Origin of the sequence: Streptomyces sp. NPDC102490, assembly GCF_044765285.1 — a bacterium.
Lineage (GTDB): Bacteria > Actinomycetota > Actinomycetes > Streptomycetales > Streptomycetaceae > Streptomyces.
On record NZ_JBIWJU010000007.1, the window covers coordinates 352,639 to 377,731 of the forward strand.

The 25,093-nt window shown below is 71.6% G+C and carries 21 protein-coding genes and 1 tRNA gene; 17 read left to right on the plus strand and 5 right to left on the minus strand.

The genetic code is table 11. From position 1 onward, the window contains the following. Positions 1-9: 9 nt before the first annotated feature. On the minus strand, positions 10-1,167 hold the full coding sequence (locus ACIRGB_RS18450; protein WP_403865639.1) for an acyl-CoA dehydrogenase family protein: 1,158 nt from the start codon (positions 1,165-1,167) through the stop codon (positions 10-12). 98 nt (positions 1,168-1,265) lie between these two features. After that, entirely contained in the window at positions 1,266-1,892 is a 627-nt protein-coding gene (locus tag ACIRGB_RS18455; RefSeq protein WP_403865642.1) for a TetR/AcrR family transcriptional regulator, read from the minus strand. 105 nt (positions 1,893-1,997) lie between these two features. Between ACIRGB_RS18455 and ACIRGB_RS18460 the strand changes: the two genes are divergently transcribed. The 10 genes from ACIRGB_RS18460 to desD all read left to right on the plus strand — a co-directional run bounded on the left by ACIRGB_RS18460 (position 1,998) and on the right by desD (position 14,987). Beyond that, positions 1,998-3,614 carry a carboxyl transferase domain-containing protein gene (locus ACIRGB_RS18460; RefSeq protein WP_403865645.1) on the plus strand — a complete coding sequence of 539 codons (1,617 nt, stop codon included), beginning with the start codon at positions 1,998-2,000 and terminating at the stop codon, positions 3,612-3,614. Positions 3,615-3,667: 53 nt separating this feature from the next. Next, a complete protein-coding gene (locus ACIRGB_RS18465; protein ID WP_403866052.1) occupies positions 3,668-5,623 on the plus strand; it encodes an acetyl-CoA carboxylase biotin carboxylase subunit in 1,956 nt (651 codons plus the stop codon). Continuing rightward, the gene (locus ACIRGB_RS18470; protein WP_403865648.1) at positions 5,620-6,567 is read left to right on the plus strand and encodes a hydroxymethylglutaryl-CoA lyase; all 948 of its coding nucleotides are present in this window, start codon (positions 5,620-5,622) and stop codon (positions 6,565-6,567) included. The genes ACIRGB_RS18465 and ACIRGB_RS18470 overlap by 4 nt, the downstream gene beginning before the upstream one ends. 5 nt (positions 6,568-6,572) lie before the next feature. Then, positions 6,573-7,733 (plus strand): acyl-CoA dehydrogenase family protein, encoded by a 1,161-nt coding sequence (locus ACIRGB_RS18475; RefSeq protein WP_403866055.1) that lies wholly within the window; start codon positions 6,573-6,575, stop codon positions 7,731-7,733. Positions 7,734-7,862: 129 nt separating this feature from the next. Continuing rightward, the gene (gene desE / locus ACIRGB_RS18480) at positions 7,863-8,903 is read left to right on the plus strand and encodes a siderophore-binding protein DesE (RefSeq protein WP_403865651.1); all 1,041 of its coding nucleotides are present in this window, start codon (positions 7,863-7,865) and stop codon (positions 8,901-8,903) included. Between the two features lie 26 nt (positions 8,904-8,929). Then, a complete protein-coding gene (locus tag ACIRGB_RS18485) occupies positions 8,930-9,790 on the plus strand; it encodes a siderophore-interacting protein (RefSeq protein ID WP_403865654.1) in 861 nt (286 codons plus the stop codon). A gap of 149 nt (positions 9,791-9,939) precedes the next feature. Further along, on the plus strand, positions 9,940-11,382 hold the full coding sequence (desA, locus tag ACIRGB_RS18490) for a lysine decarboxylase DesA (RefSeq protein WP_403865657.1): 1,443 nt from the start codon (positions 9,940-9,942) through the stop codon (positions 11,380-11,382). Continuing rightward, complete coding sequence (locus ACIRGB_RS18495) at positions 11,366-12,646, plus strand: lysine N(6)-hydroxylase/L-ornithine N(5)-oxygenase family protein (protein ID WP_403865660.1); 1,281 nt, start codon at positions 11,366-11,368, stop codon at positions 12,644-12,646. Before desA ends, ACIRGB_RS18495 begins: the two co-directional genes overlap by 17 nt. Continuing rightward, positions 12,643-13,218, plus strand: coding sequence for a GNAT family N-acetyltransferase (locus ACIRGB_RS18500; protein WP_403865662.1), 576 nt, complete (start codon positions 12,643-12,645; stop codon positions 13,216-13,218). Before ACIRGB_RS18495 ends, ACIRGB_RS18500 begins: the two co-directional genes overlap by 4 nt. Continuing rightward, positions 13,215-14,987, plus strand: a complete 1,773-nt coding sequence (gene desD / locus ACIRGB_RS18505; RefSeq protein ID WP_403865665.1) for a desferrioxamine E synthetase DesD — start codon at positions 13,215-13,217, stop codon at positions 14,985-14,987. The genes ACIRGB_RS18500 and desD overlap by 4 nt, the downstream gene beginning before the upstream one ends. A 78-nt stretch (positions 14,988-15,065) precedes the next feature. Here the strand turns inward: desD and ACIRGB_RS18510 are convergent, their stop codons facing one another. Beyond that, entirely contained in the window at positions 15,066-16,673 is a 1,608-nt protein-coding gene (locus ACIRGB_RS18510) for a beta-N-acetylhexosaminidase (RefSeq protein ID WP_403865668.1), read from the minus strand. A gap of 113 nt (positions 16,674-16,786) precedes the next feature. Here ACIRGB_RS18510 and ACIRGB_RS18515 point away from each other — a divergent pair, with 113 nt between their 5' ends. The 3 genes from ACIRGB_RS18515 (at position 16,787) to glmS (ending at position 19,888) form a co-directional block, all read left to right on the plus strand. After that, entirely contained in the window at positions 16,787-17,674 is an 888-nt protein-coding gene (locus ACIRGB_RS18515; protein ID WP_403865672.1) for a DUF4429 domain-containing protein, read from the plus strand. 87 nt (positions 17,675-17,761) lie between these two features. Then, positions 17,762-18,019, plus strand: a complete 258-nt coding sequence (locus ACIRGB_RS18520; RefSeq protein ID WP_003976012.1) for a hypothetical protein — start codon at positions 17,762-17,764, stop codon at positions 18,017-18,019. 51 nt (positions 18,020-18,070) lie between these two features. Beyond that, on the plus strand, positions 18,071-19,888 hold the full coding sequence (glmS, locus tag ACIRGB_RS18525) for a glutamine--fructose-6-phosphate transaminase (isomerizing) (RefSeq protein ID WP_403865675.1): 1,818 nt from the start codon (positions 18,071-18,073) through the stop codon (positions 19,886-19,888). 81 nt (positions 19,889-19,969) lie between these two features. Here glmS and ACIRGB_RS18530 read toward each other — a convergent pair whose 3' ends face one another. Beyond that, complete coding sequence (locus ACIRGB_RS18530; protein ID WP_403865678.1) at positions 19,970-20,497, minus strand: universal stress protein; 528 nt, start codon at positions 20,495-20,497, stop codon at positions 19,970-19,972. Between the two features lie 302 nt (positions 20,498-20,799). Here ACIRGB_RS18530 and ACIRGB_RS18535 point away from each other — a divergent pair, with 302 nt between their 5' ends. From ACIRGB_RS18535 to ACIRGB_RS18550, 4 genes are all read left to right on the plus strand, one after another. After that, positions 20,800-21,090, plus strand: a complete 291-nt coding sequence (locus ACIRGB_RS18535) for a hypothetical protein (RefSeq protein ID WP_403865681.1) — start codon at positions 20,800-20,802, stop codon at positions 21,088-21,090. A 386-nt stretch (positions 21,091-21,476) separates the two neighbouring features. Further along, positions 21,477-22,667 (plus strand): helix-turn-helix domain-containing protein, encoded by a 1,191-nt coding sequence (locus ACIRGB_RS18540; RefSeq protein ID WP_403865684.1) that lies wholly within the window; start codon positions 21,477-21,479, stop codon positions 22,665-22,667. Between the two features lie 214 nt (positions 22,668-22,881). After that, a complete protein-coding gene (gene orn / locus ACIRGB_RS18545) occupies positions 22,882-23,484 on the plus strand; it encodes an oligoribonuclease (protein WP_059300531.1) in 603 nt (200 codons plus the stop codon). A 123-nt stretch (positions 23,485-23,607) separates the two neighbouring features. Beyond that, a tRNA-His gene (locus ACIRGB_RS18550) sits at positions 23,608-23,680 on the plus strand. 129 nt (positions 23,681-23,809) lie between these two features. Here the strand turns inward: ACIRGB_RS18550 and ACIRGB_RS18555 are convergent. Continuing rightward, a complete protein-coding gene (locus ACIRGB_RS18555) occupies positions 23,810-24,865 on the minus strand; it encodes a LacI family DNA-binding transcriptional regulator (RefSeq protein ID WP_403865688.1) in 1,056 nt (351 codons plus the stop codon). Positions 24,866-25,093: the final 228 nt, after the last annotated feature.

The following is a 25,093-nucleotide window of genomic DNA, read 5'->3' on the forward strand; positions in this document are numbered from 1 at the left end:
TCCTGGGGTCTACAGGCCCATGTTCTTCGCGATGATCGACTTCATGATCTCGCTGGTGCCGCCGTAGATGCGGTTGACGCGGTTGTCCGCGTACAGGCGGGCGATCGGGTACTCGTTCATGTAGCCGTAGCCGCCGTGCAGCTGGAGGCAGCGGTCGATGACGCGGTGGGCGACCTCGGTGCAGAACAGCTTGGCGCTGGCGGCCTCGGCGGGGGTCAGCTCACCGGCGTCCAGGGCCTCGGTGGCGCGGTCGACGACGGCCTCGGCGGCGTCCACCTCGGCCTGGCAGGCGGCCAGCTCGAACTTGGTGTTCTGGAAGTGGGCGACCGGCTTGCCGAAGACGGTGCGGTCCTGCACGTACTGCTTGGCGAACCGGACGGCGGCCTTGGCCTGGGCGTAGGCGCCGAAGGCGATGCCCCAGCGCTCGGAGGCCAGGTTGTGGCCGAGGTAGGAGAAGCCCTTGTTCTCCTCGCCGAGCAGGTCCTCGACGGGGACCTTGACGTCGACGAAGGCCAGCTCGGCGGTGTCGGAGGTGCGCAGGCCCAGCTTGTCCAGCTTGCGGCCCACCGAGTAGCCCTCGGACTTGGTGTCCACGGCGAACAGGGAGATGCCGTGGCGGCGGTCCTCGGCCGTGGGGGCGGCGGTGCGGGCGCAGACGATGACCCGGTCGGCGTGGACGCCGCCGGTGATGAAGGTCTTGGCGCCGTTGAGGACGTAGTGGGTGCCGTCCTCGGAGAGCTTGGCGGTGGACTTCATGCCCGCGAGGTCGGAGCCGGTGCCGGGCTCCGTCATCGCGATGGCCCACATCTCCTCGCCGGTGACGAACTTCGGCAGGTAGCGCTTCTTCTGCTCGTCGGTGGCCAGCATGTTGATGTAGGGCAGGGCGAGCAGCACGTGGACGCCGGAGCCGCCGAACTGGACGCCCGCGCGGGCGGTCTCCTCGTAGAGGACGGCCTCGAACTTGTGGCTGTCCATGCCGGCGCCGCCGAACTCCTCGGGCACGTTGATGCCGAAGATGCCCAGCTCGCCGAGCTTGTAGTAGAACTCGCGCGGCGCCTGGCCCGCGGCGAACCAGTCGTCGTAGACGGGGACGACCTCGGCCTCGATGAAGGCGCGGAGGGTCTCCCGGAACGCCTCGTGGTCCTCGTTGAACACCGTACGGCGCACCGCGCCACCTCCAGGGTACGAAATCTAAGCGCTTGCTCAGACTTCACGGTACCGGTGAGTAGGGAGGAGCGTCCAGACCGGGGCGCGGGTAACCCTCGTCACTCCCCCGCCGCCGGCGGGACCCCCTGCGCCTCGCCCACCGCCGCGAACGCCCCCCGGGCCATCCGGTGCAGCAGGGACGCCGTCACCGCGCGGCCCGGGAGGGAGCCGGCGCGACCCAGGTGGGGGGTGGAGTTCAGGAGGCCGAAGACGGAGTGGACGGCGGAGCGGGCGGCGGGCTCGGGGACCGCCGGGTAGACCTCCCGGAGCACCCCGACCCACAGCTCGACGTACTGCCGCTGCAACTGGCGCACCATCTTGCGGTCGGCGTCCCGGAGGCGGTCCAGCTCGCGGTCGTGCAGGGTGATGAGCGGGCGGTCGTCGAGCGCGAAGTCGATGTGCCCCTCGATCAGCGAGTCGAGGACCGCCTCGGAGCCGGCCGCCCCGTCCGCCTCCGCCAGCCGGCGCTTCGCCCCGGTCAGCAGCGAGTCGCTGATCCCCACCAGCAGCTCGGCGAGCATCGCGTCCTTGCCGGGGAAGTGCCGGTACAGGCCGGGACCGCTGATGCCGACCGCGGCGCCTATCTCGTCGACGCCCACCCCGTGGAAGCCGCGCTCGGCGAAGAGCCGGGCGGCCTCCTTGAGGATCTGCTCGCGGCGGGTGGGGGCGTCGGTTCTGGTGGCCATGGGACCAATTCTAGACAGGGCGGTTAGCGGTCGTTAACCTGAGGGAAATGCGTTAACGCTCATTAACCGATCGACCGATCGACCATCGGGTGAGGGGACCGCAGGATGCACGAGGCACCGGAGCTGACGACGACGGCCGATCCCGCGTCGGAGGCATTTCGGGCCAACGAGGAGGCGCACGCCGCCCTCGTTCAGGAACTGCGCGCCAAGCTCGTGGCGGCCCGGCTGGGCGGCGGCGAGCGGGCGCGGGCCCGGCACACCGCGCGGGGCAAGCTGCTGCCGCGCGACCGCGTGGACACGCTGCTCGACCCGGGCTCGCCGTTCCTGGAGCTGGCGCCGCTCGCGGCCGACGGGCTCTACGACGGAGCGGCCCCGGCCGCCGGCGTCATCGCCGGCATCGGCCGGGTCAGCGGCCGGGAGTGCGTGATCGTCGCCAACGACGCCACCGTCAAGGGCGGCACGTACTACCCGATGACCGTGAAGAAGCACCTGCGGGCGCAGGAGGTGGCGCTGGAGAACCGGCTGCCGTGCCTGTACCTGGTGGACTCGGGGGGTGCCTTCCTGCCGATGCAGGACGAGGTCTTCCCCGACCGCGAGCACTTCGGGCGGATCTTCTACAACCAGGCCCGGATGTCCGGCGCCGGCATCCCGCAGATCGCCGCGGTCCTCGGCTCCTGCACGGCGGGCGGCGCGTACGTCCCGGCGATGAGCGACGAGGCCGTGATCGTCCGCGACCAGGGCACGATCTTCCTGGGCGGCCCGCCGCTGGTGAAGGCGGCCACCGGTGAGGTGGTCACGGCGGAGGAGCTGGGCGGCGGCGAGGTCCACGCGCGGGTGTCCGGCGTGACCGACCACCTCGCGGAGGACGACCCGCACGCCCTGCGCATCGTGCGGCAGATCGTCGCCACCCTGCCGGAACGCGGCGCGCTCCCCTGGGGTGTTCGGCCCGCGGTCGAGCCGAAGGTGGACCCGCAGGGGCTGTACGGCGTGGTGCCGGTCGACTCGCGCACCCCCTACGACGTGCGCGAGGTCATCGCGCGCGTGGTGGACGGCTCCCGGTTCGCCGAGTTCAAGTCGGAGTACGGGCAGACCCTGGTCACCGGCTTCGCCCGCATCCACGGCCACCCGGTGGGGATCGTCGCCAACAACGGCATCCTGTTCTCCGAGTCGGCCCAGAAGGGCGCCCACTTCATCGAGCTGTGCGACCAGCGCGGCATCCCGCTGGTGTTCCTCCAGAACATCTCCGGGTTCATGGTGGGCCGGGACTACGAGGCCGGTGGCATCGCCAAGCACGGCGCCAAGATGGTGACGGCGGTGGCGTGCACGCGGGTGCCGAAACTGACGGTGGTCGTCGGCGGGTCGTACGGCGCGGGGAACTACTCGATGTGCGGGCGGGCCTATTCGCCGCGCTTCCTGTGGATGTGGCCCAACGCCAAGATCTCCGTGATGGGCGGCGAGCAGGCCGCCTCCGTGCTGGCCACGGTCAAGCGGGACCAGCTGGAGGCGCGCGGGGAGGAGTGGCCGGCCGAGGAGGAGGAGTCCTTCAAGGCGCCGGTCCGCGCCCAGTACGAGCGGCAGGGCAACGCCTACTACGCGACCGCCCGCCTGTGGGACGACGGCGTGATCGAGCCCGCCGACACCCGGCAGGTGCTGGGCCTGGCCCTGACCGCGTGTGCCAACGCGCCGCTGGGCGAGCCCCAGTTCGGCGTCTTCCGGATGTGAGGAGGGGACCCATGCAGAACACGAACGGGACACCGGGCGACGGGACGCCGCGCATGTTCGACACCGTGCTCGTCGCCAACCGGGGCGAGATCGCCGTCCGCGTCGTGCGGACCCTGCGCGCGATGGGCGTGCGCTCGGTGGCGGTCTTCTCCGACGCCGACGCGGACGCGCGGCACGTGCGGGAGGCCGACGAGGCGGTACGGATCGGCCCGGCACCGGCGACCGAGAGCTATCTGTCCGTCGAGCGGCTGCTGGAGGCGGCGGCCCGCACGGGGGCGCAGGCGGTCCACCCGGGGTACGGCTTCCTCGCGGAGAACGCGGGTTTCGCGCGGGCCTGCGAGGCGGCGGGGCTGGTCTTCATCGGGCCGTCGGCCGACGCCATCGCCCTGATGGGCGACAAGATCCGGGCCAAGGAGACGGTGCGGGCGGCCGGGGTGCCGGTCGTCCCCGGCTCCAGCGGCAGCGGGCTCACCGACGCGCAGCTCGCCGACGCCGCCCGCGAGATCGGCACCCCGGTGCTGCTCAAGCCGTCGGCGGGCGGTGGCGGCAAGGGCATGCGGCTGGTGCGGGACGCGGCCGTGCTGGCCGACGAGATCGCCGCTGCCCGCCGCGAGGCCCGCGCCTCCTTCGGTGACGACACGCTGCTGGTGGAGCGGTGGATCGACCGGCCCCGGCACATCGAGATCCAGGTGCTGGCCGACGGCCACGGCAACGTGGTGCACCTGGGCGAGCGCGAGTGCTCGCTCCAGCGCCGGCACCAGAAGGTGATCGAGGAGGCGCCGAGCGTCCTGCTGGACGAGGCGACACGGGCGGCGATGGGCGAGGCGGCCGTGCAGGCGGCCCGCTCCTGCGGCTACCGGGGCGCGGGCACGGTGGAGTTCATCGTCCCCGGCGGCGACCCCTCCCAGTACTACTTCATGGAGATGAACACCCGTCTCCAGGTCGAGCACCCGGTGACCGAGCTGGTGACCGGCCTGGACCTGGTGGAGTGGCAGCTGCGGGTGGCGGCCGGTGAGCGGCTCGGGTTCGCGCAGCAGGACGTACGGCTGACCGGGCACGCCGTCGAGGCCCGGCTGTGCGCGGAGGACCCGGCGCGCGGCTTCCTGCCCTCCGGCGGCACGGTGCTGCGGCTGCGCGAGCCGGAGGGCGACGGCGTGCGCACCGACTCGGGGCTCAGCGAGGGCACCGAGGTCGGCAGCCTGTACGACCCGATGCTGTCCAAGGTGATCGCCTACGGCCCCGACCGGGAGACCGCGCTGCGCAGGCTCCGGGCGGCCCTCGCCTCGACGGTCACCCTGGGCGTGCAGACCAACGCCGGTTTCCTGCGGCGGCTGCTGGCGCACCCGGCGGTGGTGGCGGGCGAGCTGGACACGGGTCTGGTGGAGCGCGAGGTCGACGGCCTGGTCGCCACCGGCGTACCGGAGGAGGTGTACGAGGCGGCGGCGGCCGTACGGCTGGAGGCGCTGCGCCCCGGCGGCGACGGCTGGACGGACCCGTTCTCGGTGCCCAGCGGCTGGCGCACCGGCGGCGAGCCGAAGCCGGTCTCCTTCCCGCTGCGCGCGCCGGGACTCGAACCCGTCACGCACACCCCGCGCGGCACCCACACCGTCACCGAGGACCGGGTCGCCGTCACCCTGGACGGCGTCCGGCACACCTTCCACCGCGCCGCCGACTGGCTGGGCCGCGACGGCGACGCCTGGCAGGTGCGCGACCACGACCCGGTCGCCGCGTCCCTCGACCGGGCCGCCCACGCGGGCGCCGACTCGCTGACCGCGCCGATGCCGGGCACGGTGACGGTGGTGAAGGTCGCCGTCGGCGACGAGGTGAGCGCCGGGCAGAGCCTGCTGGTGGTGGAGGCGATGAAGATGGAGCACGTCGTCTCCGCGCCGCACGCGGGCACCGTCGCCGAGCTGGACGTGGCGCCGGGCACGACCGTCGCCATGGACCAGGTGCTCGCGGTCATCGCGCCCGTCGACGACCCGGCGGACGCGAAGGAGGAGACGGCATGAACGCCCCGGAACTGGGCCTGCCGATGGCCGTACCGGCCGAAGGGCTGCCCGCCCGCGTCCGCGTCCACGAGGTCGGCGCGCGCGACGGACTCCAGAACGAGAAGGCGACCGTGCCGACGGCCGTCAAGGCGGAGTTCATCCGGCGCCTGGCCGGCACCGGCCTGACCACCATCGAGGCGACGAGCTTCGTCCACCCCAAATGGGTCCCCCAGCTGGCGGACGCGGAGGAGCTGTTCCCGGCGGTGGCGGACCTGCCCGTCGAACTGCCGGTGCTGGTGCCGAACGAACGCGGCCTGGAGCGGGCCCTCGCGCTCGGCGCGCGCCGCGTCGCGGTCTTCGCCAGCGCCACGGAGTCCTTCGCCAAGGCCAACCTCAACCGCACGGTGGACGAGGCGCTGGCCATGTTCGAGCCGGTGGTGGCCCGGGCGAGGGCGGGCGGCGTCCACGTCCGCGGCTATCTCTCCATGTGCTTCGGCGACCCTTGGGAGGGCCCGGTCCCGGTCCCCCAGGTGGTGAAGGTCTGCCGGGCCCTGCTGGAGATGGGCTGCGACGAGCTGAGCCTGGGCGACACCATCGGCGTGGCGACCCCGGGCCATGTGACGGCCCTGCTCACCGCGCTGGCCGGGGCGGGCGTGCCGGTCTCCGCGCTGGGCGTGCACTTCCACGACACCTACGGCCAGGCCCTGGCCAACACGCTGGCCGCGCTCCAGCAGGGCGTCACCACGGTCGACGCCTCCGCCGGCGGTCTCGGCGGCTGTCCCTTCGCCAAGTCCGCCACCGGCAATCTCGCCACCGAGGACCTCGTGTGGATGCTGCGGGGCCTCGGCATCGACACCGGAGTCGACCTCGGCCGTCTGGTCGCCACCAGCGTCTGGATGGCCGCGCACCTGGGCCGACCGAGCCCGTCCCGCACCGTTCGAGCCCTCTCCCACCAGGAGTCGTGAACACCATGGACCACAAGCTCTCCCCCGAACTGGAAGAACTGCGCCGCACGGTCGAGGCGTTCGCGCACGACGTGGTGGCGCCGAAGATCGGCGACTTCTACGAGCGGCACGAGTTCCCCTACGAGATCGTCCGCGAGATGGGCCGCATGGGCCTGTTCGGGCTGCCGTTCCCGGAGGAGTACGGCGGCATGGGCGGCGACTACTTCGCCCTCGGCGTGGCCCTGGAGGAGCTGGCCCGGGTCGACTCGTCGGTGGCGATCACGCTGGAGGCGGGCGTCTCGCTGGGCGCGATGCCGCTGCACCTGTTCGGCACCGAGGAGCAGAAGCGCCAGTGGCTGCCCCGGCTGTGCTCGGGCGAGATCCTGGGCGCCTTCGGCCTCACCGAGCCGGACGGCGGCAGCGACGCGGGCGCCACCCGTACGACGGCCCGCCTGGACGAGGACACCGACGAGTGGGTGATCAACGGCACTAAGTGCTTCATCACCAACTCCGGTACGGACATCACGGGTCTGGTGACGGTCACGGCGGTCACCGGCCGCAAGCCGGACGGACGGCCCCTGATCTCGTCGATCATCGTCCCCTCGGGCACCCCGGGCTTCACGGTGGCCGCCCCGTACTCGAAGGTCGGCTGGAACGCCTCGGACACCCGTGAGCTGTCCTTCGCCGACGTCCGGGTCCCGGCGGCGAACCTGCTGGGCGAACGGGGGCGCGGCTACGCGCAGTTCCTGCGCATCCTGGACGAGGGCCGGGTCGCCATCGCGGCGCTGGGCACGGGGCTCGCGCAGGGCTGTGTGGACGAGTCGGTCGCCTACGCGAAGGAACGTCACGCCTTCGGCAAGCCCATCGGCGCCAACCAGGCCATCCAGTTCAAGATCGCCGACATGGAGATGAAGGCCCACACGGCCCGCCTCGCCTGGCGGGACGCGGCCTCGCGCCTGGTGGCGGGCGAGCCGTTCAAGAAGGAGGCGGCGCTGGCGAAGCTGTACTCGTCGACGGTCGCGGTGGACAACGCCCGGGACGCCACCCAGATCCACGGCGGCTACGGCTTCATGAACGAGTACCCGGTGGCCCGCATGTGGCGGGACGCGAAGATCCTGGAGATCGGCGAGGGCACCAGCGAGGTCCAGCGGATGCTGATCGCACGGGAGTTGGGGCTGGTGAGCTGAGCCCCGGACGGCCGGGGGCGGGGCAGCGCGGGGGCCCCGCCCCTGGACAAGATCTGAGGTTAGGCTAACCTACCTTCGAATTGTCCCGCGGGGCACGACGCTCCGCACCGTTCGAAGGCAGCCACCACCATGTCCCACGCCAGCGCCACCCACCCGACCCGCCGCGGAATCCTCGCCGCCGGCGGCGCCCTCGGCCTCGGCGCCGTGCTCGCGGCCTGCGGGGACGGCGACAAGGACAGCGGCGGGACCAGCGAGGGCGCCGCCACGTCCGGCCCCTGGTCCTTCAAGGACGACCGCGGCACGACCGTGAAGCTGGACAAGGTGCCGGCGAACATCGTCGCCTTCACCGGCGTCGCCGCCGCCCTCTTCGACTACGGCGTCCAGGTCAAGGGCGTCTTCGGCCCGACCACCACCAAGGACGGCAAGCCCGACGTGCAGGCCGGCGACCTGGACGTGGACAAGGTCACCGTGCTCGGCAACGAGTGGGGCAAGCTCAACGTCGAGAAGTACGCCTCCCTCGCCCCCGACGTGCTCATCACCACGACGTTCGACACCGCGGGCACCCTGTGGTCCGTCCCGGAGGAGTCGAAGGACAAGATCGCCAAGCTCGCCCCGAGCGTGGCGATCTCCGTCTTCGACCGTCAGCTCACCCAGCCGCTCCAGCGCATGTGGGAGCTGGCCGGGTCGCTCGGCGCCGACATGAAGGCCAAGAAGGTCACCGACGCCAAGGCCGCCTTCGACAAGGCCGCCGCCCGGCTGCGCGCCGCCGCCAAGGCCAAGCCCGAGATCCGGGTGCTGGCCGGCTCCGCGAGCCCCGACCTGTTCTACGTCTCCGGCACCAACCTCTCGGTGGACCTGGAGTACTTCAAGGCCCTCGGCGTGAACTTCGTCGAGCCCTCCGAGGCGGCCAAGAAGGCGACCGGCGGCTGGTTCGAGTCCCTGAGCTGGGAGAACGTCGACAAGTACCCGGCCGACGTCATCATCATGGACGACCGCGCCTCGACCATCCAGCCCGCCGACATCACCGAGGGCACCTGGAAGAAGCTCCCCGCGGTCAAGGCCGGCCAGGTCATCGCCCGCTCCCCCGAGCCGATCCTGTCCTACGACAAGTGCACGCCCCTGCTGGACAACCTGGCCGAGGCGATCGAGAACGCCAAGAAGGTCGGCTGACCCACCCCCCTTCTCCGGAGCCCCTCATGACGACGGCCGTTGCCGCCCCGTTCCGTTTCTTCTCCCTCCAGGTCGTACGGACGCGGCGGCTCGGCCCGTCCCTGGCCCGGGTCACCTTCGCGGGGCCCGACCTGCACGCCTTCCGCTCCGACGGCCTGGACCAGTCGCTGTCGCTGTTCCTGCCGCACCCGGGGCAGGCGGAGCCCGCGGTCCCGGTCGAGCTGGGCGAGGGCTGGTGGCAGGGCTGGCGCGAACTGCCGGACGACGCGCGGGCGGTGATGCGCTCGTACACGCTGCGGGCGCTGCGCCGGGACACGTACGGGCACACCGCCGAGATCGACGTCGACTTCGTCCTGCACGGCGTCGCACCGGGGTCGGGACCCGAAGCCGGTCCCGCCGCCCGCTGGGCCGCCGGCGCCGCCTCCGGTGACCGCGTGCTGCTGCTCGGCCCGGCGGTCGCCGACAACCGGGCGATCCGCTTCCGGCCGCCCGGGGACACCGACCTGGTGGTGATCTGGGGCGACGAGACCGCCGTACCGGCCGCCTGCGCGATCGTGGAGGCACTGCCGGCCGGCACCCGTGCCCGGGTGTGGCTGGAGGTGCCGCACGCCGAGGACGCGCAGCACCTCAGGACGGCCGCGGACGCCGAGGTCACCTGGCTGGCCAGGGACACCGGCGGCGGGCCCGGAACGGCCCTCGCCACCCTCAGGGCCGCCCGGCTGCCGTCCGCCGAGCGCCCCTACGTCTGGATCGCGGGCGAGTCGGGGTGCGTCAAGGAGCTGCGGCGGCACTTCGTGGGCGAGCGCGGCATCGACCGCCGGCGCGTCACCTTCGTCGGCTACTGGCGCCGCGGCCTGACGGAGGAACAACTCCGCGAGCAGGGCTGACGCCCCGGCCCCGTGAGGCCGCAGTGACAGCGGTCACCCACAGGTACGCGTTTGATCGACTCAACTTAGGTTAGGCTAACCTAAGTCGAAGCGAGGGCTCTCCGCCCTCTTCCGCCCCTCTCGGACCGTCCCCACCGGAGGACCCCCACATGCGCTCGCACCTGCTCAACGACGCCACCGCGGAGCAGTACCGCCGCTCCGTGACCGAAGGAGTCGAGCGGGTGGCCGCCAGAATCGCCACCACGGACCGGCCGTTCACCGGTGTCACGGTCGACGCCCTCGCCCCCCGCATCGACGGGATCGACCTGGACCGGCCGCTGCACGACACGGCCGCGGTCCTCGACGAGCTGGAGGACGTCTACCTGCGCGACGCCGTCTACTTCCACCACCCCCGCTACCTCGCCCACCTCAACTGCCCGGTCGTCATACCGGCGGTGCTCGGCGAGGCGGTCCTGTCCGCCGTCAACTCCTCCCTGGACACCTGGGACCAGTCGGCGGGCGGCACACTCATCGAGCGCAAGCTGATCGACTGGACCTGCGCCCGCATCGGCCTCGGCCCGGCGGCCGACGGCGTATTCACCTCCGGCGGCACCCAGTCCAACCTCCAGGCGCTGCTGCTCGCCCGCGAGGAGGCGAAGGCCGAGTCCTTCGCCGACCTGCGGATCTTCGCCTCCGAGGCCAGCCACTTCAGCGTGAAGAAGTCGGCGAAACTGCTCGGCCTCGGCCCCGACGCGGTCGTGTCGGTCCCCGTCGACCACGACCAGCGCATGCAGACCGTCGCCCTCGCCCGCGAGCTGGAGCGCTGCGCCGAGGACGGCCTGGTCCCCATGGCCGTCGTCGCCACCGGCGGCACCACCGACTTCGGCTCCATCGACCCGCTGCCGGAGATCGCCGAACTGTGCGAGCAGTACGGCGTGTGGATGCACGTGGACGCGGCCTACGGCTGCGGGCTGCTCGCCTCCCTGAAGTACCGGCACCGCATCGACGGCATCGAGCGGGCCGACTCGGTCACCGTGGACTACCACAAGTCCTTCTTCCAGCCGGTGAGTTCGTCCGCCGTGCTGGTCCGCGACGCGGCCACCCTGCGCCACGCCACCTACCACGCGGAGTACCTCAACCCGCGCCGCATGGTGCAGGAACGTATCCCCAACCAGGTGGACAAGTCCCTCCAGACCACCCGCCGCTTCGACGCGCTCAAGCTGTGGATGACGCTGCGCGTGATGGGCGCCGACGGCATCGGCGAACTTTTCGACGAGGTCTGCGACCTGGCCGCCGAGGGCTGGAAACTGCTCGCCGCCGACCCGCGCTTCGACGTCGTGGTCCAGCCGTCGCTGTCCACCCTGGTCTTCCGCTGCATCCCGGCGGCCGTTACCGACCCCGCCGAGATCGACCGCGCCAACCTGTACGCCCGCAAGGCCCTGTTCGCCTCCGGCGACGCCGTGGTCGCGGGCACCAAGGTGGCCGGTCGCCACTACCTGAAGTTCACCCTGCTCAACCCCGAGACGACCACGGCCGACATCGCCGCCGTCCTCGACCTGATCGCCGGCCACGCCGAGCAGTACCTGGGAGACTCCCTTGACCGCGCTTCCTGAAGCCAGCGCCCCGTACGACTTCGTGGGGATCGGCCTCGGCCCCTTCAACCTCGGCCTGGCCTGCCTCACCGAGCCCATCGCCGAGCTGAACGGCGTCTTCCTGGAGTCCAAGCCGGACTTCGAGTGGCACGCCGGGATGTTCCTGGACGGCGCGCACCTCCAGACCCCGTTCATGTCGGACCTGGTCACCCTCGCCGACCCGACCTCGCCGTACTCCTTCCTCAACTACCTGAAGGAGAAGGGCCGGCTGTACTCGTTCTACATCCGGGAGAACTTCTACCCCCTGCGCGTCGAGTACGACGACTACTGCCGCTGGGCCGCGCACAGACTCAGCAGCGTCCGCTTCTCGACGACGGTCACCGAGGTGACCTACGACGAGAGCGAGGAGCTGTACGCCGTCGCCACCACCTCCGGCGACACCTACCGCGCCCGCCGCCTGGTCCTCGGCACCGGCACCCCGCCGCACATCCCGGACGCCTGCCGGGGCCTGGCCGGCGACTTCCTCCACAACTCCCGGTACGTCCAGCGGCGGGCGGAGCTGGTGAAGAAGAAGTCGATCACGCTGGTCGGCAGCGGCCAGTCCGCCGCGGAGATCTACCAGGACCTGCTGGGCGAGATCGACGTCCACGGCTACCAGCTCAACTGGGTGACCCGCTCCCCGCGCTTCTTCCCCCTCGAATACACCAAGCTGACGCTGGAGATGACGTCCCCGGAGTACGTGGACTACTACCACGCGCTGCCCGAGGACACCCGCTACCGCCTCACGGCCGAGCAGAAGGGCCTCTTCAAGGGCATCGACGGCGACCTGATCAACGAGATCTTCGACCTGCTCTACCAGAAGAAGCTCGCCGGCCCTGTCCCCACCCGCCTGCTCACCAACTCGGCGCTGACCGAGGCCCGGTACGCGGACGGCACCTACACGCTCGGCTTCCGCCAGGAGGAGCAGGGCGAGGACTTCGAGATCGAGACCGAGGGCCTGATCCTCGCCACCGGCTACCGGTACGCCGAGCCGGAGTTCCTCAAGCCCGTGCGCGACCGGCTGCGCTACGACTCCCGGGGCAACTTCGACATCGGCCGCAACTACGCCGTGGACGTCACCGGAGGCGGCGTGTTCCTGCAGAACGCGGGGGTCCACGCGCACAGCGTCACCAGCCCCGACCTGGGCATGGGCGCCTACCGCAACAGCTGCATCGTCCGGGAGCTGCTCGGCCGCGAGTACTACCCGGTCGAGAAGACGATCGCGTTCCAGGAGTTCGCAGTATGAGCCGCATGAGCACCACCAGCACCACCAGCACCACCAGCACCGCCGTCGGGGCGCTGACCCTGCGCCCCGTCGACCCGCTGAAGGACGCCGTCCTGCTGCACGACTGGCTCACCCACCCCAAGTCCGCGTTCTGGATGATGCAGGACGCCACACTGGTGGACGTGGAGCGGGCCTACATGGAGGTGGCCGCCGACGAGCACCAGCAGGCCCACCTCGGTCTGCACGACGGGGTCCCGGCCTTCCTGATGGAGCGCTACGACCCCGCCCACCGCGAGCTGGTCGGGCTGTACGAGCCGGAGCCGGGCGACGTCGGCATGCACTTCCTGGTCGCGCCGACCGACCGGCCCGTGCACGGCTTCACCCGGGCCGTGATCACCACCGTCATGGCCGAGCTGTTCGCCGACCCGGCGACCCGGCGGGTCGTCGTCGAGCCGGACGTCGCCAACACCGCCGTCCACGCCCTGAACGCAGCCGTCGGATTCGTGCCCGAGCGCGAGATCCAGAAGCCGGAGAAGAAGGCGTTGCTGAGCTTCTGCACCCGCGAGCAGTTCGAGAAGGCGGTGTCCGCATGAGCCTCGCCGACGCCGTCGCCCACCTGACCCCCGACCACTGGGAGCGGGCCAACCGCCTCCTGGTCCGCAAGGCACTGGCCGAGTTCACCCACGAGCGGCTGCTGGCCCCCGAGCCCGACGGGGAGGGGGCATACGCCGTCCGCAGCGACGACGGCCAGACCGTCTACCGCTTCACCGCCACCGTCCGCGCCCTGGACCACTGGCAGGTGGACGCCGACTCCGTCACCCGCCACCGCGACGGCGCCGAACTGCCCCTCGCCGCCCTGGACTTCTTCATCGAGCTGAAGCAGACCCTGGGCCTGAGCGACGAGATCCTCCCGGTCTACCTGGAGGAGATCTCCTCCACCCTCTCCGGGACCTGCTACAAGCTGACCAAGCCGCGGCTCACCTCCGCCGAGCTGGCCCGGAGCGACTTCCAGGCCGTCGAGACCGGCATGACCGAGGGCCACCCCTGCTTCGTCGCCAACAACGGCCGACTCGGCTTCGGCATCCACGAGTACCTGTCGTACGCGCCCGAGACCGCGAGCCCGGTCCGGCTGGTGTGGCTGGCCGCGCACCGCTCGCGGGCGGCGTTCACGGCGGGCGTGGGCATCGAGTACGAGTCCTTCGTCCGGGACGAGCTGGGCGCGGCCACCGTCGACCGCTTCCACGGCGTGCTGCGCGAGCGCGGCCTGGACCCGGCCGACTACCTGCTCATCCCGGTCCACCCCTGGCAGTGGTGGAACAAGCTCACCGTCACCTTCGCCGCCGAGGTCGCCCGCGGGCACCTGGTCTGCCTCGGCGAGGGCGACGACGAGTACCTGGCCCAGCAGTCCATCCGCACCTTCTTCAACGCCTCGCACCCCGAGAAGCACTATGTGAAGACGGCCCTGTCCGTCCTCAACATGGGCTTCATGCGCGGTCTGTCGGCGGCGTACATGGAGGCCACCCCGGCCATCAACGACTGGCTCGCCCGGCTGATCGAGGGCGACCCGGTGCTGAAGGCGACGGGGCTGAGCATCATCCGGGAGCGGGCGGCCGTCGGCTACCGGCACCTGGAGTACGAGCAGGCCACCGACCGCTACTCGCCGTACCGCAAGATGCTGGCGGCGCTGTGGCGGGAGAGCCCGGTGCCGTCCCTCCAGGACGGCGAGACGCTCGCCACCATGGCCTCCCTGGTCCACGTGGACCACGAGGGCGCCTCCTTCGCGGGCGCGCTGATCGAGCGGTCCGGGCTCGCGCCCACCGAGTGGCTGCGGCACTACCTGCGCGCCTACTACGTGCCGCTGCTGCACAGCTTCTACGCCTACGACCTGGTGTACATGCCGCACGGCGAGAACGTCATCCTGGTCCTGGCGGACGGGGTGGTGCGGCGGGCGATCTACAAGGACATCGCCGAGGAGATCGCGGTGATGGACCCGGACGCGGTGCTGCCGCCGGAGGTCTCCCGCATCGCGGTGGACGTGCCGGAGGACAAGAAGCTCCTGTCGATCTTCACGGACGTCTTCGACTGCTTCTTCCGCTTCCTCGCCGCGAACCTCGCGGACGAGGGGTTCCTGGAGGAGGACGCGTTCTGGCGGACGGTCGCGGAGGTCACCCGGGAGTACCAGGAGTCGGTGCCGGAGCTGGCCGGCAAGTTCGAGCGGTACAACATGTTCGCGCCCGAGTTCGCGCTGTCCTGCCTCAACCGGCTCCAGCTGCGCGACAACCGGCAGATGGTGGACCTCGCGGACCCGTCCGGCGCGCTCCAGCTGATCGGGACCCTGAAGAACCCGATAGCGGGCCGGTAGACGCGGGCGGCCAGGGCCCGCACGGACGGACGGGCACCCCGGAGACGGTCCTCCGCGGTGCCCGTCGTGCCGTCCGGGTCAGGTCCAGGGCACCTGCGGCGAGCGGTAGTAGTCGATCCCCATCGCCTCCCAGCGCGGTGCCTGCTCGGCGAGCCGCACCTTGTAGGTCTCCCAGTCGTGCGTCGACGCCGGGGACCAGCCCAGCTCGGCGACGCCCGGCAGCCTCGGGAAGGCCATGAAGTCCAGCTGGTCCGGGTCGGACAGGGTCTCCGTCCACAGCGGGGCCTCGACCCCGCGGACCGCCTCGGCCGGGGCGCCCGGCAGATAGGCCGCCGGGTCCCAGTCGTAGGACCGCTGCACCTCCACGTAGCCCGCCCAGGACAGGCCCAGCGGGGTGTCCTTGGTGTACTTCATGTCCAGGTACGTCCGGTCGGCCGGGGAGAGGATCAGCCCGGTGCCGTTCCGCGCGGCCTCGGCGACCTCGGCCTTCTCCGCACCGCTGGTGCGGTCCAGGCCCCAGTACTGGAGGAGCGCGCCCTCGGCCGGTTCGGCGGCGGCCAGCTGGTGCCAGCCGACGACCGTCTTGCCGTACTTGGCGACGATCGGCTGCACCCGCTTCATGAACGTCACGAAGTCGGCCTTCGGCGTGGAGTGCGCCTCGTCGCCGCCGATGTGCAGGTAGCGGCCGGGGGTGAGCGCGGCGAGTTCGCCCAGGACGTCGTCCACGAAGTCGTAGGTGACGTCCTTGCCCACGCACAGGCTGCTGAAGCCGACCTTGGTGCCGGTGTAGAGCGGGGGTGCCACGCCGTCGCAGTTCAGCTCGGCGTAGGAGGCGAGGGCGGCGTTGGTGTGGCCGGGCATGTCGATCTCGGGCACGACCTCCAGGTGCCGGGAGGCCGCGTAGCGGAGGATCTCCTGGTAGTCCGCCTTGGTGTAGTAGCCCCCGGGGCCGCCGCCGACCTCGGTGGAGCCGCCGTAGGTGGCCAGGCGCGGCCAGGAGTCGATGGCGATGCGCCAGCCCTGGTCGTCGCTGAGGTGCAGATGGAGCTTGTTGTACTTGTAGAGGGCGACGCGGTCGATGTAGCGCTTGACCTCGTCGACGCTGAAGAAGTGCCGGGAGACGTCGAGCATGGCGCCGCGCCAGGCGTAGCGCGGGGTGTCCTCGACGGTGCCGCCCGCGACCAGCCAGGGGCCGGGCTGCGCGGTGTCCTTCTCGACGGCAGCGGGCAGCAGCTGACGCAGGGTCTGGACGCCGTGGAAGAGCCCGGCGGCCTTGCGGGCGGTGATGGTGAGGCCCGAGCGCTTGCTGTCGAGGCGGTAGCCCTCGTCGCCGTACGGGCCCTCCGCCAGGCGCAGCCGTATGCCGCCGTGGCCGTGGGAGGTGACGGGGAGTCGGTAACCGGTGGAGGGCCGCAGGAGGTCCGCGAGGTAGTCGCCGACGCGGCGGGCCTCGCGCGAGTCGTCGACGCGGATGCGGGTGCCGGGGGTGATGCGGTACGGGGCGCCGCCGGGGTCGACCGAGGCGGGGGCCGGGATCACCCGGTCCAGCGGGGTCGGTTCCGCGGCCGCCTTCGGGTCCGGGGCGGCGCCGGTGGTCATGGCGCCGACCGCCGCCACCAGCAGCAGCGATCCCAGCAGCCGGGTGATGCGGGGAGTCGTTCTGTGGTGCCGTCGATGAGGTCTCACGTGCGCTCCCTTCGCGAGCCGTGCAATCAGGCGTTCCGAGACGGGGGTTGGGACGGGTGCAGACCACTCTCCCGCACCATCACCGCCCACGGGGGCGGTGAAACAATCCCCGCATGGCGGAAATCATCCAGAAGGACGGAACGTGGGTCTTCGACGGCGACGCCCTGCGGCTGACACCCGGGCGGGACAAGAACGTCAGTCTGCTCCGCAGGGAACTGGGTGAACTGCTCGTACCGCTGGACGCGTTGGCGGGCATATCGTTCGAGCAGGGGAAGAAGTCGGGGCGGCTCAGGCTGCGGCTGCGGGACGGCGCCGACCCCCTGCTGCACGCGACGGGCGGCCGGCTGACCGAGCCGCACGACCCGTACCAGCTCCTGGTGGAGCCCGACCGGTACGGGGTGGCCGAGTACGTCGTGGACGAGGTGCGCAACGCCCTGCTCCTCGACCAGGTCCCGTCCGGCCCGGTGGACGCCTATCTGCTGCCGGGGCCCTCGGTGCCGCTGTCGGTGTCGGCCGGGGACGGGGTCGCGAGCTTCGACGGGGAGCGGGTGCGGCTGGAGTGGAAGTGGCAGGCGGAGGACGCCAAGTCGGCCGCCGGACCGCGCACCCTGCCCCTCGCCGACATCGTCGCCGTGGAGTGGCAGCCGACGGTCGGCCTGGAGAACGGCCACCTCCGGTTCACCGTGCGGGCGGCGCCGAGCAAGGTGCCGCCGAAGTACGACCCCAACGCCGTGGAGCTGTGGGGCTTCAGGAAGGACCCGCTGATGGCCCTGGTGGCCGCGGCCGTACAGGCCCGCCTGCCGCACCCGGCCGCCCGCGCGGCCCTGGAGGAGGCCCGCGCGGCCGAGGAGACCCCCGCACCCGCACCGGCACCGGCCGCCGAGGACGACCACGACGCCCTGCTGCGCAGGCTGCGGGAGCTGGGCGAGCTGCACCGCTCCGGGGTGCTGACGGACGAGGAGTTCACCCTGGCGAAGCAGGCGGTGCTGAAGCGCATGTAGTCACCGCGCCCCACAGCTTCCCCCACTCCTGCCCGATATCGGGCAGGATTCTTGCGCGGACGTCTCTCTTACCCCAGGATCTACCGGGTGCACGACGAACTCGTTGATCATCTGACGCGGTCCACCCCCCTGAGCCGGGGCGAGGCACTGCGCGTGGTCCAGGACGTGCTCGCCTACTTCGACGAGACGACCGAGGAGTACGTCCGTCGCCGCCACCGCGAGCTCCAGGCCCAGGGCCTGGTGAACGCGACGATCTTCGAGCGGATCGAGGCGGAACTGAAATACCGGGCGGTCGCGCCCCCGGAGCTGTCGCTCCGTCAGCTGCGCCGCATCGTCTACGGCTGAGAAGCCGGCTACGGCCGAGAGGCCGAAGAGAGACACGAGGTTTACGGATACATGTGCGGAATCGTCGGATACATCGGCAAGCGTGACGTCGCGCCCCTGCTCCTGGAGGGCCTCCAGCGCCTGGAGTACCGCGGGTACGACTCGGCGGGCATCGTCGTGACCTCCCCGAAGGCGGCCGGCCTCAGGATGGTCAAGGCCAAGGGCCGGGTGCGCGACCTGGAGGCCAAGGTCCCGGCGCGCTTCAAGGGCACCACCGGCATCGCCCACACCCGCTGGGCCACCCACGGCGCCCCCTCCGACGTGAACGCCCACCCGCACATGTCGGCCGACAACAAGGTCGCCGTCGTCCACAACGGCATCATCGACAACGCCGCCGACCTGCGCCGCAAGCTGGAGGCGGACGGCGTCGAGTTCCTCTCCGAGACCGACACCGAGGTCCTCGTCCACCTCATCGCCCGCTCCGAGGCCGAGAAGCTGGAGGACAAGGTCCGCGAGACCCTGCGGGTCATCGAGGGCACGTACGGCATCGCCGTGATGCACGCCGACTTCCCCGAGCGCATCGTCGTGGCCCGCAACGGCTCGCCGGTCGTCCTCGGCATCGGCGAGAAGGAGATGTTCGTCGCCTCCGACATCGCCGCGCTGGTCACCCACACCCGGCAGATAGTCACGCTCGACGACGGCGAGATGGCCACCCTCAAGGCCGACGACTTCCGCACCTACACCACCGAGGGCACCCGGACGACGTCCGAGCCGACCACCGTGGAGTGGGAGGCCGCCTCCTACGACATGGGCGGCCACGACACCTACATGCACAAGGAGATCCACGAGCAGGCCGAGGCCGTGGACCGCGTGCTGCGCGGCCGGATCGACGACCGCTTCTCCACCGTGCACCTCGGCGGCCTCAACCTGGACGCCCGCGACGCGCGCGCCGTGCGCCGCGTGAAGATCCTCGGCTGCGGCACCTCGTACCACGCGGGCCAGATCGGCGCCCAGATGATCGAGGAGCTGGCCCGCATCCCCGCGGACGCCGAGCCGGCCTCCGAGTTCCGCTACCGCAACGCGGTCGTCGACCCCGACACCCTGTACATCGCCGTCTCCCAGTCCGGTGAGACGTACGACGTGCTGGCCGCGGTGCAGGAGCTGAAGCGCAAGGGCGCCCGGGTCCTCGGCATCGTCAACGTGGTCGGTTCGGCGATCGCCCGAGAGGCCGACGGCGGCATGTACGTGCACGCCGGCCCGGAGGTCTGCGTCGTCTCCACCAAGTGCTTCACCAACACCTGCGTCGCCTTCGCGCTGCTCGCCCTGCACCTGGGCCGCACCCGCGACCTGTCCGTGCGCGACGGCAAGCGGATCATCGAGGGCCTGCGCAAGCTGCCCGCGCAGATCTCCGAGATGCTGGAGCAGGAGGAGGACATCAAGAAGCTGGCCGCGCAGTACGCCGACGCCCGCTCGATGCTCTTCATCGGCCGCGTGCGGGGCTACCCGGTGGCCCGCGAGGCCTCCCTGAAGCTCAAGGAGGTCTCCTACATCCACGCCGAGGCGTACCCGGCCTCCGAGCTGAAGCACGGCCCGCTCGCCCTGATCGAGCCCGCCCTGCCGACGGTCGCGATCGTGCCGGACGACGACCTGCTGGAGAAGAACCGCGCGGCGATGGAGGAGATCAAGGCCCGCAGCGGCCAGATCCTCGCCGTCGCCCACCAGGAGCAGGAGAAGGCCGACCACACGATCCTCGTCCCGAAGAACGAGGACGAGCTGGACCCGATCCTCATGGGCATCCCGCTCCAGCTCCTCGCGTACCACACGGCCCTGGCCCTGGGGCGGGACATCGACAAGCCCCGCAACCTCGCCAAGTCGGTGACGGTGGAGTAGGCGCCCGCCTCCTGCCGGAACGGCCCCCGCCCGTGGTGACACGGGCGGGGGCCGTCGGGTCTCCCGGCTTCGTCCGGTCCGTCAGGGGATGACCACCACGGGCCGCTTCGCCCGCTTGGCGAGCCGGCCGGCGACGGAGCCGAAGATCCGGCCGACCAGGCCGTGACTGGAGCCGACGACGATGGCGTCCGCCTCGTACTCCCGCCCCACCTCTTCGAGTTCGTGGCAGATGTCGCCGCCGCGCTCGACGAGGACCCAGGGCACTTCGGCGAGGTAGTCCGCGCACGCCAGCTCCAGGCCGAGCACCTCGGTGCGGTGGTCGGGCACGTCGACGAAGACCGGGGGTTCGCAGCCGGCCCACACCGTGGTGGGCAGCCGGTTGGCGACATGCACGATGACCAGGCCGGAACCCAGCCTGGAAGCCATGCCGATGGCGTAGGCGAGAGCGCGCTCGCTCGAGGTGGAGCCGTCGAAGCCGACGACGACGCCGTGCTGGAAGGCTGGGTCGCACGACTGGCGTGGCTCGTCGGCCGCCAGGGGCTCGGCCGCCGTAGGTTCGGCGACGGGCCGCTTGCGGTCCGCGGGTTCGAAGAATTCGTGACCGGCCATGGCTGTCTCGGCGTTTTTATCCTCTATGGGGGACAACAGTGTGCGGCGGAGCTGTGTCCGGGAATGGTCTTCCCAACCCCATACCCCCAAGGGTACGGCGCCACGCCTCCTTCGCCCAGATCTCGCAGGGGGTCCCCGCGGGATTCACCGGAGCATGCCCGAGAGGGCGCCCGTAACGCAATGGTTGCTGCCCTGTACAGGCGCTTTGCACGGGATTCAACTGTCCGTGACCGTCCGTGACCGGACGTGACCGACGCACCGCGCGGACGTTGATCCCGATGCCGCCACCCCAGGGAGCACCCGTGTCAGGACCGCACCGCACCGCCGACCCGACGTCCGGGCCGTCCGACCGGCCGTCCGACCGGGACGGCGTCACCGATCTCGTCCGCTGGGCGGCGTTCAGTTGCTTTCTCGTCCCCGTCGCGCTCCTCTGGTACGGCGCCTCGTTCGCGGGCGCCGCCGGCACGGCCTTCGGGCTGGCCGCCGTCACCGGCGTCTGCCGGCTGCTGCTGCGGCGTTCCGAGCGCGTCGCGGCCCGCCCGCGGGCCCGCAGGGGCGGTCGGCACACGGGGAAAAACACACCGGTCGACTGACCGGTTTCCGCGCACCGTTCCGCTTCTTTTCAGCCAACTTCCACAGGTGGCGCATCTGCACCCCTCAGCACCCCCAAACCCCCGTTCCACCTGCACGGAAAGGGTCTCGGGACCCCTCCGCACCCTACGTGGATTGGCCACTGACACAAGGCGCACTTCCCAGGGGCGCCCCGGAGTGCAACGCTTCGTGATCGACTGCTTCACGCCAAGTTGCCATGTCGACAATGTCCCAAGTGCCGAACCAGCCACCTCGGCGCGACGGGACACAGTAGATTCGATCTTGACTGTCCAAGGCGGGGGACTCGTGCAGGACCGAGGGGAAACGTGTTGGAGCGACAGACCCGAAGGGTGAAGGGTGCCGCGACCACCGAGGGGGGCTTAGCAGTATGAGCCACGACTCCGCTGCCGCGCCGGAAGCCGCGGCCCGGAAGCTTTCCGGGCGACGCCGCAAGGAGATCGTCGCGGTGCTGCTGTTCAGCGGCGGCCCCATCTTCGAGAGTTCCATACCGCTGTCGGTGTTCGGGATCGACCGCCAGGACGCCGGCGTGCCGCGCTATCGCTTGCTGGTGTGCGCCGGCGAGGAGGGCCCGCTGCGGACCACAGGGGGCCTGGAACTCACCGCACCGCAGGGGCTGGAGGCGATCTCGCGCGCGGGCACCGTCGTCGTACCGGCCTGGCGGTCGATCACCTCGCCGCCGCCGGAGGAAGCGCTCGACGCGCTGCGCCGGGCGCACGAGGAGGGGGCCCGCATCGTCGGACTGTGCACGGGCGCCTTCGTCCTCGCGGCGGCCGGCCTGCTGGACGGCCGCCCCGCCACCACGCACTGGATGTACGCGCCGACGCTGGCCAAGCGCTATCCGTCGGTGCACGTCGATCCGCGCGAACTGTTCGTGGACGACGGCGACGTGCTGACGTCCGCGGGCACCGCGGCCGGGATCGACCTGTGCCTGCACATCGTGCGCACGGACCACGGCAACGAGGCGGCCGGCGCGCTGGCCCGCCGGCTGGTGGTCCCGCCGCGCCGCAGCGGCGGCCAGGAGCGCTACCTCGACCGGTCTTTACCGGAGGAGATCGGCGCCGACCCGCTCGCCGAGGTCGTCGCCTGGGCGCTGGAGCACCTCCACGAGCAGTTCGACGTGGAGACGCTGGCCGCGCGCGCCTACATGAGCCGCCGCACCTTCGACCGCCGGTTCCGCTCACTGACGGGCAGCGCCCCGCTCCAGTGGCTGATCACCCAGCGGGTCCTCCAGGCGCAGCGGCTGCTGGAGACGTCGGACTACTCGGTGGACGAGGTCGCGGGCCGCTGCGGCTTCCGCTCGCCGGTCGCCCTGCGCGGTCACTTCCGCCGCCAGCTGGGCTCGTCCCCGGCCGCCTACCGGGCGGCCTACCGGGCCCGCCGCCCCCAGGGCGACCGCCAGCCCGACCCGGACACCGCGGGCGCCTCCCGGCCCCTGCCCCCGTCCGACCCGCCGGCCGCCCTCCCCCCGGAGAACGCGGTCCCGTTCCAGACCCGCCGCACCGCGCCCCCCATGCCGGCAGGCGCGGCAAGCGTCCCGGGCCAGCGCAGCGCACCGTGAGCCGAGAAGCCGACCGCTCCCTCTGAACGCCGGACGGGCCCTCCCAGCCCGTCCGGCGCCCACGTCCGATGCCGGGCAGGGCACCTCAGCCCGTCCGGCGTTTGAGGACGAGGCCCGTTCAGGGCCGAAGCGGGGGTCTGGGGGCGGCAGCCCCCAGCGACCCCAGCACGGACGCCGGGGACCAAGAGACAGACGCCCCCCGTACAGTGGCCGCATGAACGATCGCATGGTGTGGATCGACTGCGAGATGACCGGCCTCTCGCTGTCCGACGACGCGCTCATCGAGGTGGCCGCCCTCGTCACCGACTCCGAGCTGAACATCCTCGGCGAGGGCGTCGACATCGTCATCCGCCCGCCGGACCGGGCCCTGGAGACGATGCCGGAGGTGGTGCGCGAGATGCACACCGCGTCCGGACTGCTCGCGGAGCTGGACGGCGGCACGACCCTCGCGGACGCCGAGGCCCAGGTCCTGGCGTACGTACGGGAGCACGTGAAGGAGCCGGGCAAGGCCCCCCTGTGCGGCAACTCAGTCGGCACCGACCGCGGCTTCCTGCTGCGCGACATGGCGACGCTGGAGGGCTACCTCCACTACCGGATCGTCGACGTCTCCTCGATCAAGGAGCTGGCCCGCCGCTGGTACCCGCGGGCGTACTTCAACAGCCCCGAGAAGAACGGCAACCACCGGGCACTCGCCGACATCCGCGAGTCCATCGCCGAACTGCGCTACTACCGGGAGGCGGTCTTCGTCCCGCAGCCCGGCCCCGACTCCGACACGGCCAGGGCGATCGCCGCGAAGCACGTCGTGTCCGCCGGTTAGGGGCGCGGGTCCGCCGGGCGGCGGCCTCCGGAAAGCCGGGCGCGAGCACCCCTTCGGACCCTGTACACTTTTTCTCAGCCGGTCGGGAAACCCCGCCACACGGGATTTCGAGCACCGGCCTTGGTGGGTGTAGCTCAGCTGGTAGAGCACCTGGTTGTGGTCCAGGATGCCGCGGGTTCAAGTCCCGTCACTCACCCTGAGTAATCAGCCGGTGGCTCTCACGAGAGCCACCGGCTGATTGCGTGTCAGCCCTCACCCCGCGCGCCGGAGGGCGCCTGGCGCCGACCGGGGCCGCGCACCCCGGCGCGCGGCCCGGCGTACGGCCTCAGGACGACCTGCGCTCCACCAGCTCCGTCGCCAGAACCACCTGGTGCCGTTCCAGGCCCCGCGAGGCGGCCGGGCGGCGGTCGGCGATCTCGGTCAGCAGCAGGTCGATCATCGCGCGGCCCATCTCCTCGATGGGCTGGCGCACGCTGGTCAGCGGCGGCTCCATGTGGCGGGCGATGGCCGAGTCGTCGTAGCCGACCAGCGCCACGTCGTCGGGGATGCGCCGGCCCGCCTCGCGCAGCACCTGGCTCGCGCCCGCCGCGGTGACGTCCGAGGCGGCGAAGACCGCGTCCACGTCGGGCCGGCGGCGCAGCAGCTCCGCCATCGCGCGGCGCCCGCCCTCCTCGGTGAAGTCGCCCGGTTCGATCAGCCCCTCGTCCACCTCGTGGCCCGCCTCCCGCAGAGCGTCGCGGTAGCCGTCGACGCGTCGCTGGGCGCCGTAGACGGCGAGATGGCCGGTGATGTGGGCGACGCGGCCGCGGCCCCGGGACAGCAGGTGCTCGACGGCCGAGCGGGCGCCGCCGTAGTTGTCCGAGTCCACCGACGCCAGCGGTTCCGCGGCCGAGCGCGGGCCGCTGATCACCGCGGGGATCTCCAGCTGGGTCAGCAGGTCGGGCAGCGGGTCGTCGGCGTGCACCGAGACCAGCAGGACGCCGTCCACCCGGTGCGCCGCGAGGTACTGGGCGAGCCGCTCCCGCTCCCGGTCGCTGCCCGCGAATATCAGCAGCAGCTGCATCTCGGTCTCGGACAGCTCGGAGCCGACGCCCTTCAGCATGTCCGAGAAGTACGGCTCGGCGAAGAACCGGGTCTCCGGTTCCGGCACCACCAGGGCGATCGCGTCCGTGCGGTTGGCCGCCAGCGCGCGGGCCGCCGTGTTCGGGACGTAACCGAGCTCCGCGACCGCCGCCTCGACGGCCGCCCGGGTCGCGTCGCTGACCCGCGGCGAGCCGTTGATCACGCGGGAGACCGTGCCGCGGCCGACGCCCGCGCGGGCCGCCACCTCTTCGAGGGTGGGCCGGCCACCGCTCCGACCACGCACTCCGTGGCTTGCCATCGGCTCCGCCTCCCGTCGTCACCCCCGCACTCTGCGGCTGGCCTGGAATTTAACAGGCCGGTCGGGTGTAATGACCGACTCCGGTCCCTCCCCGGCGGTACGGGGGTGTCTCCGCGCCGTTCGCAACGTCCAGTTAACAGGCCGATAACTGAACGCAATTCGCCGCGTCCGCTCCCTTGACACCCCCGCCCGGACCGACGACTCTTCAACACATCACTTGTGGGAGCG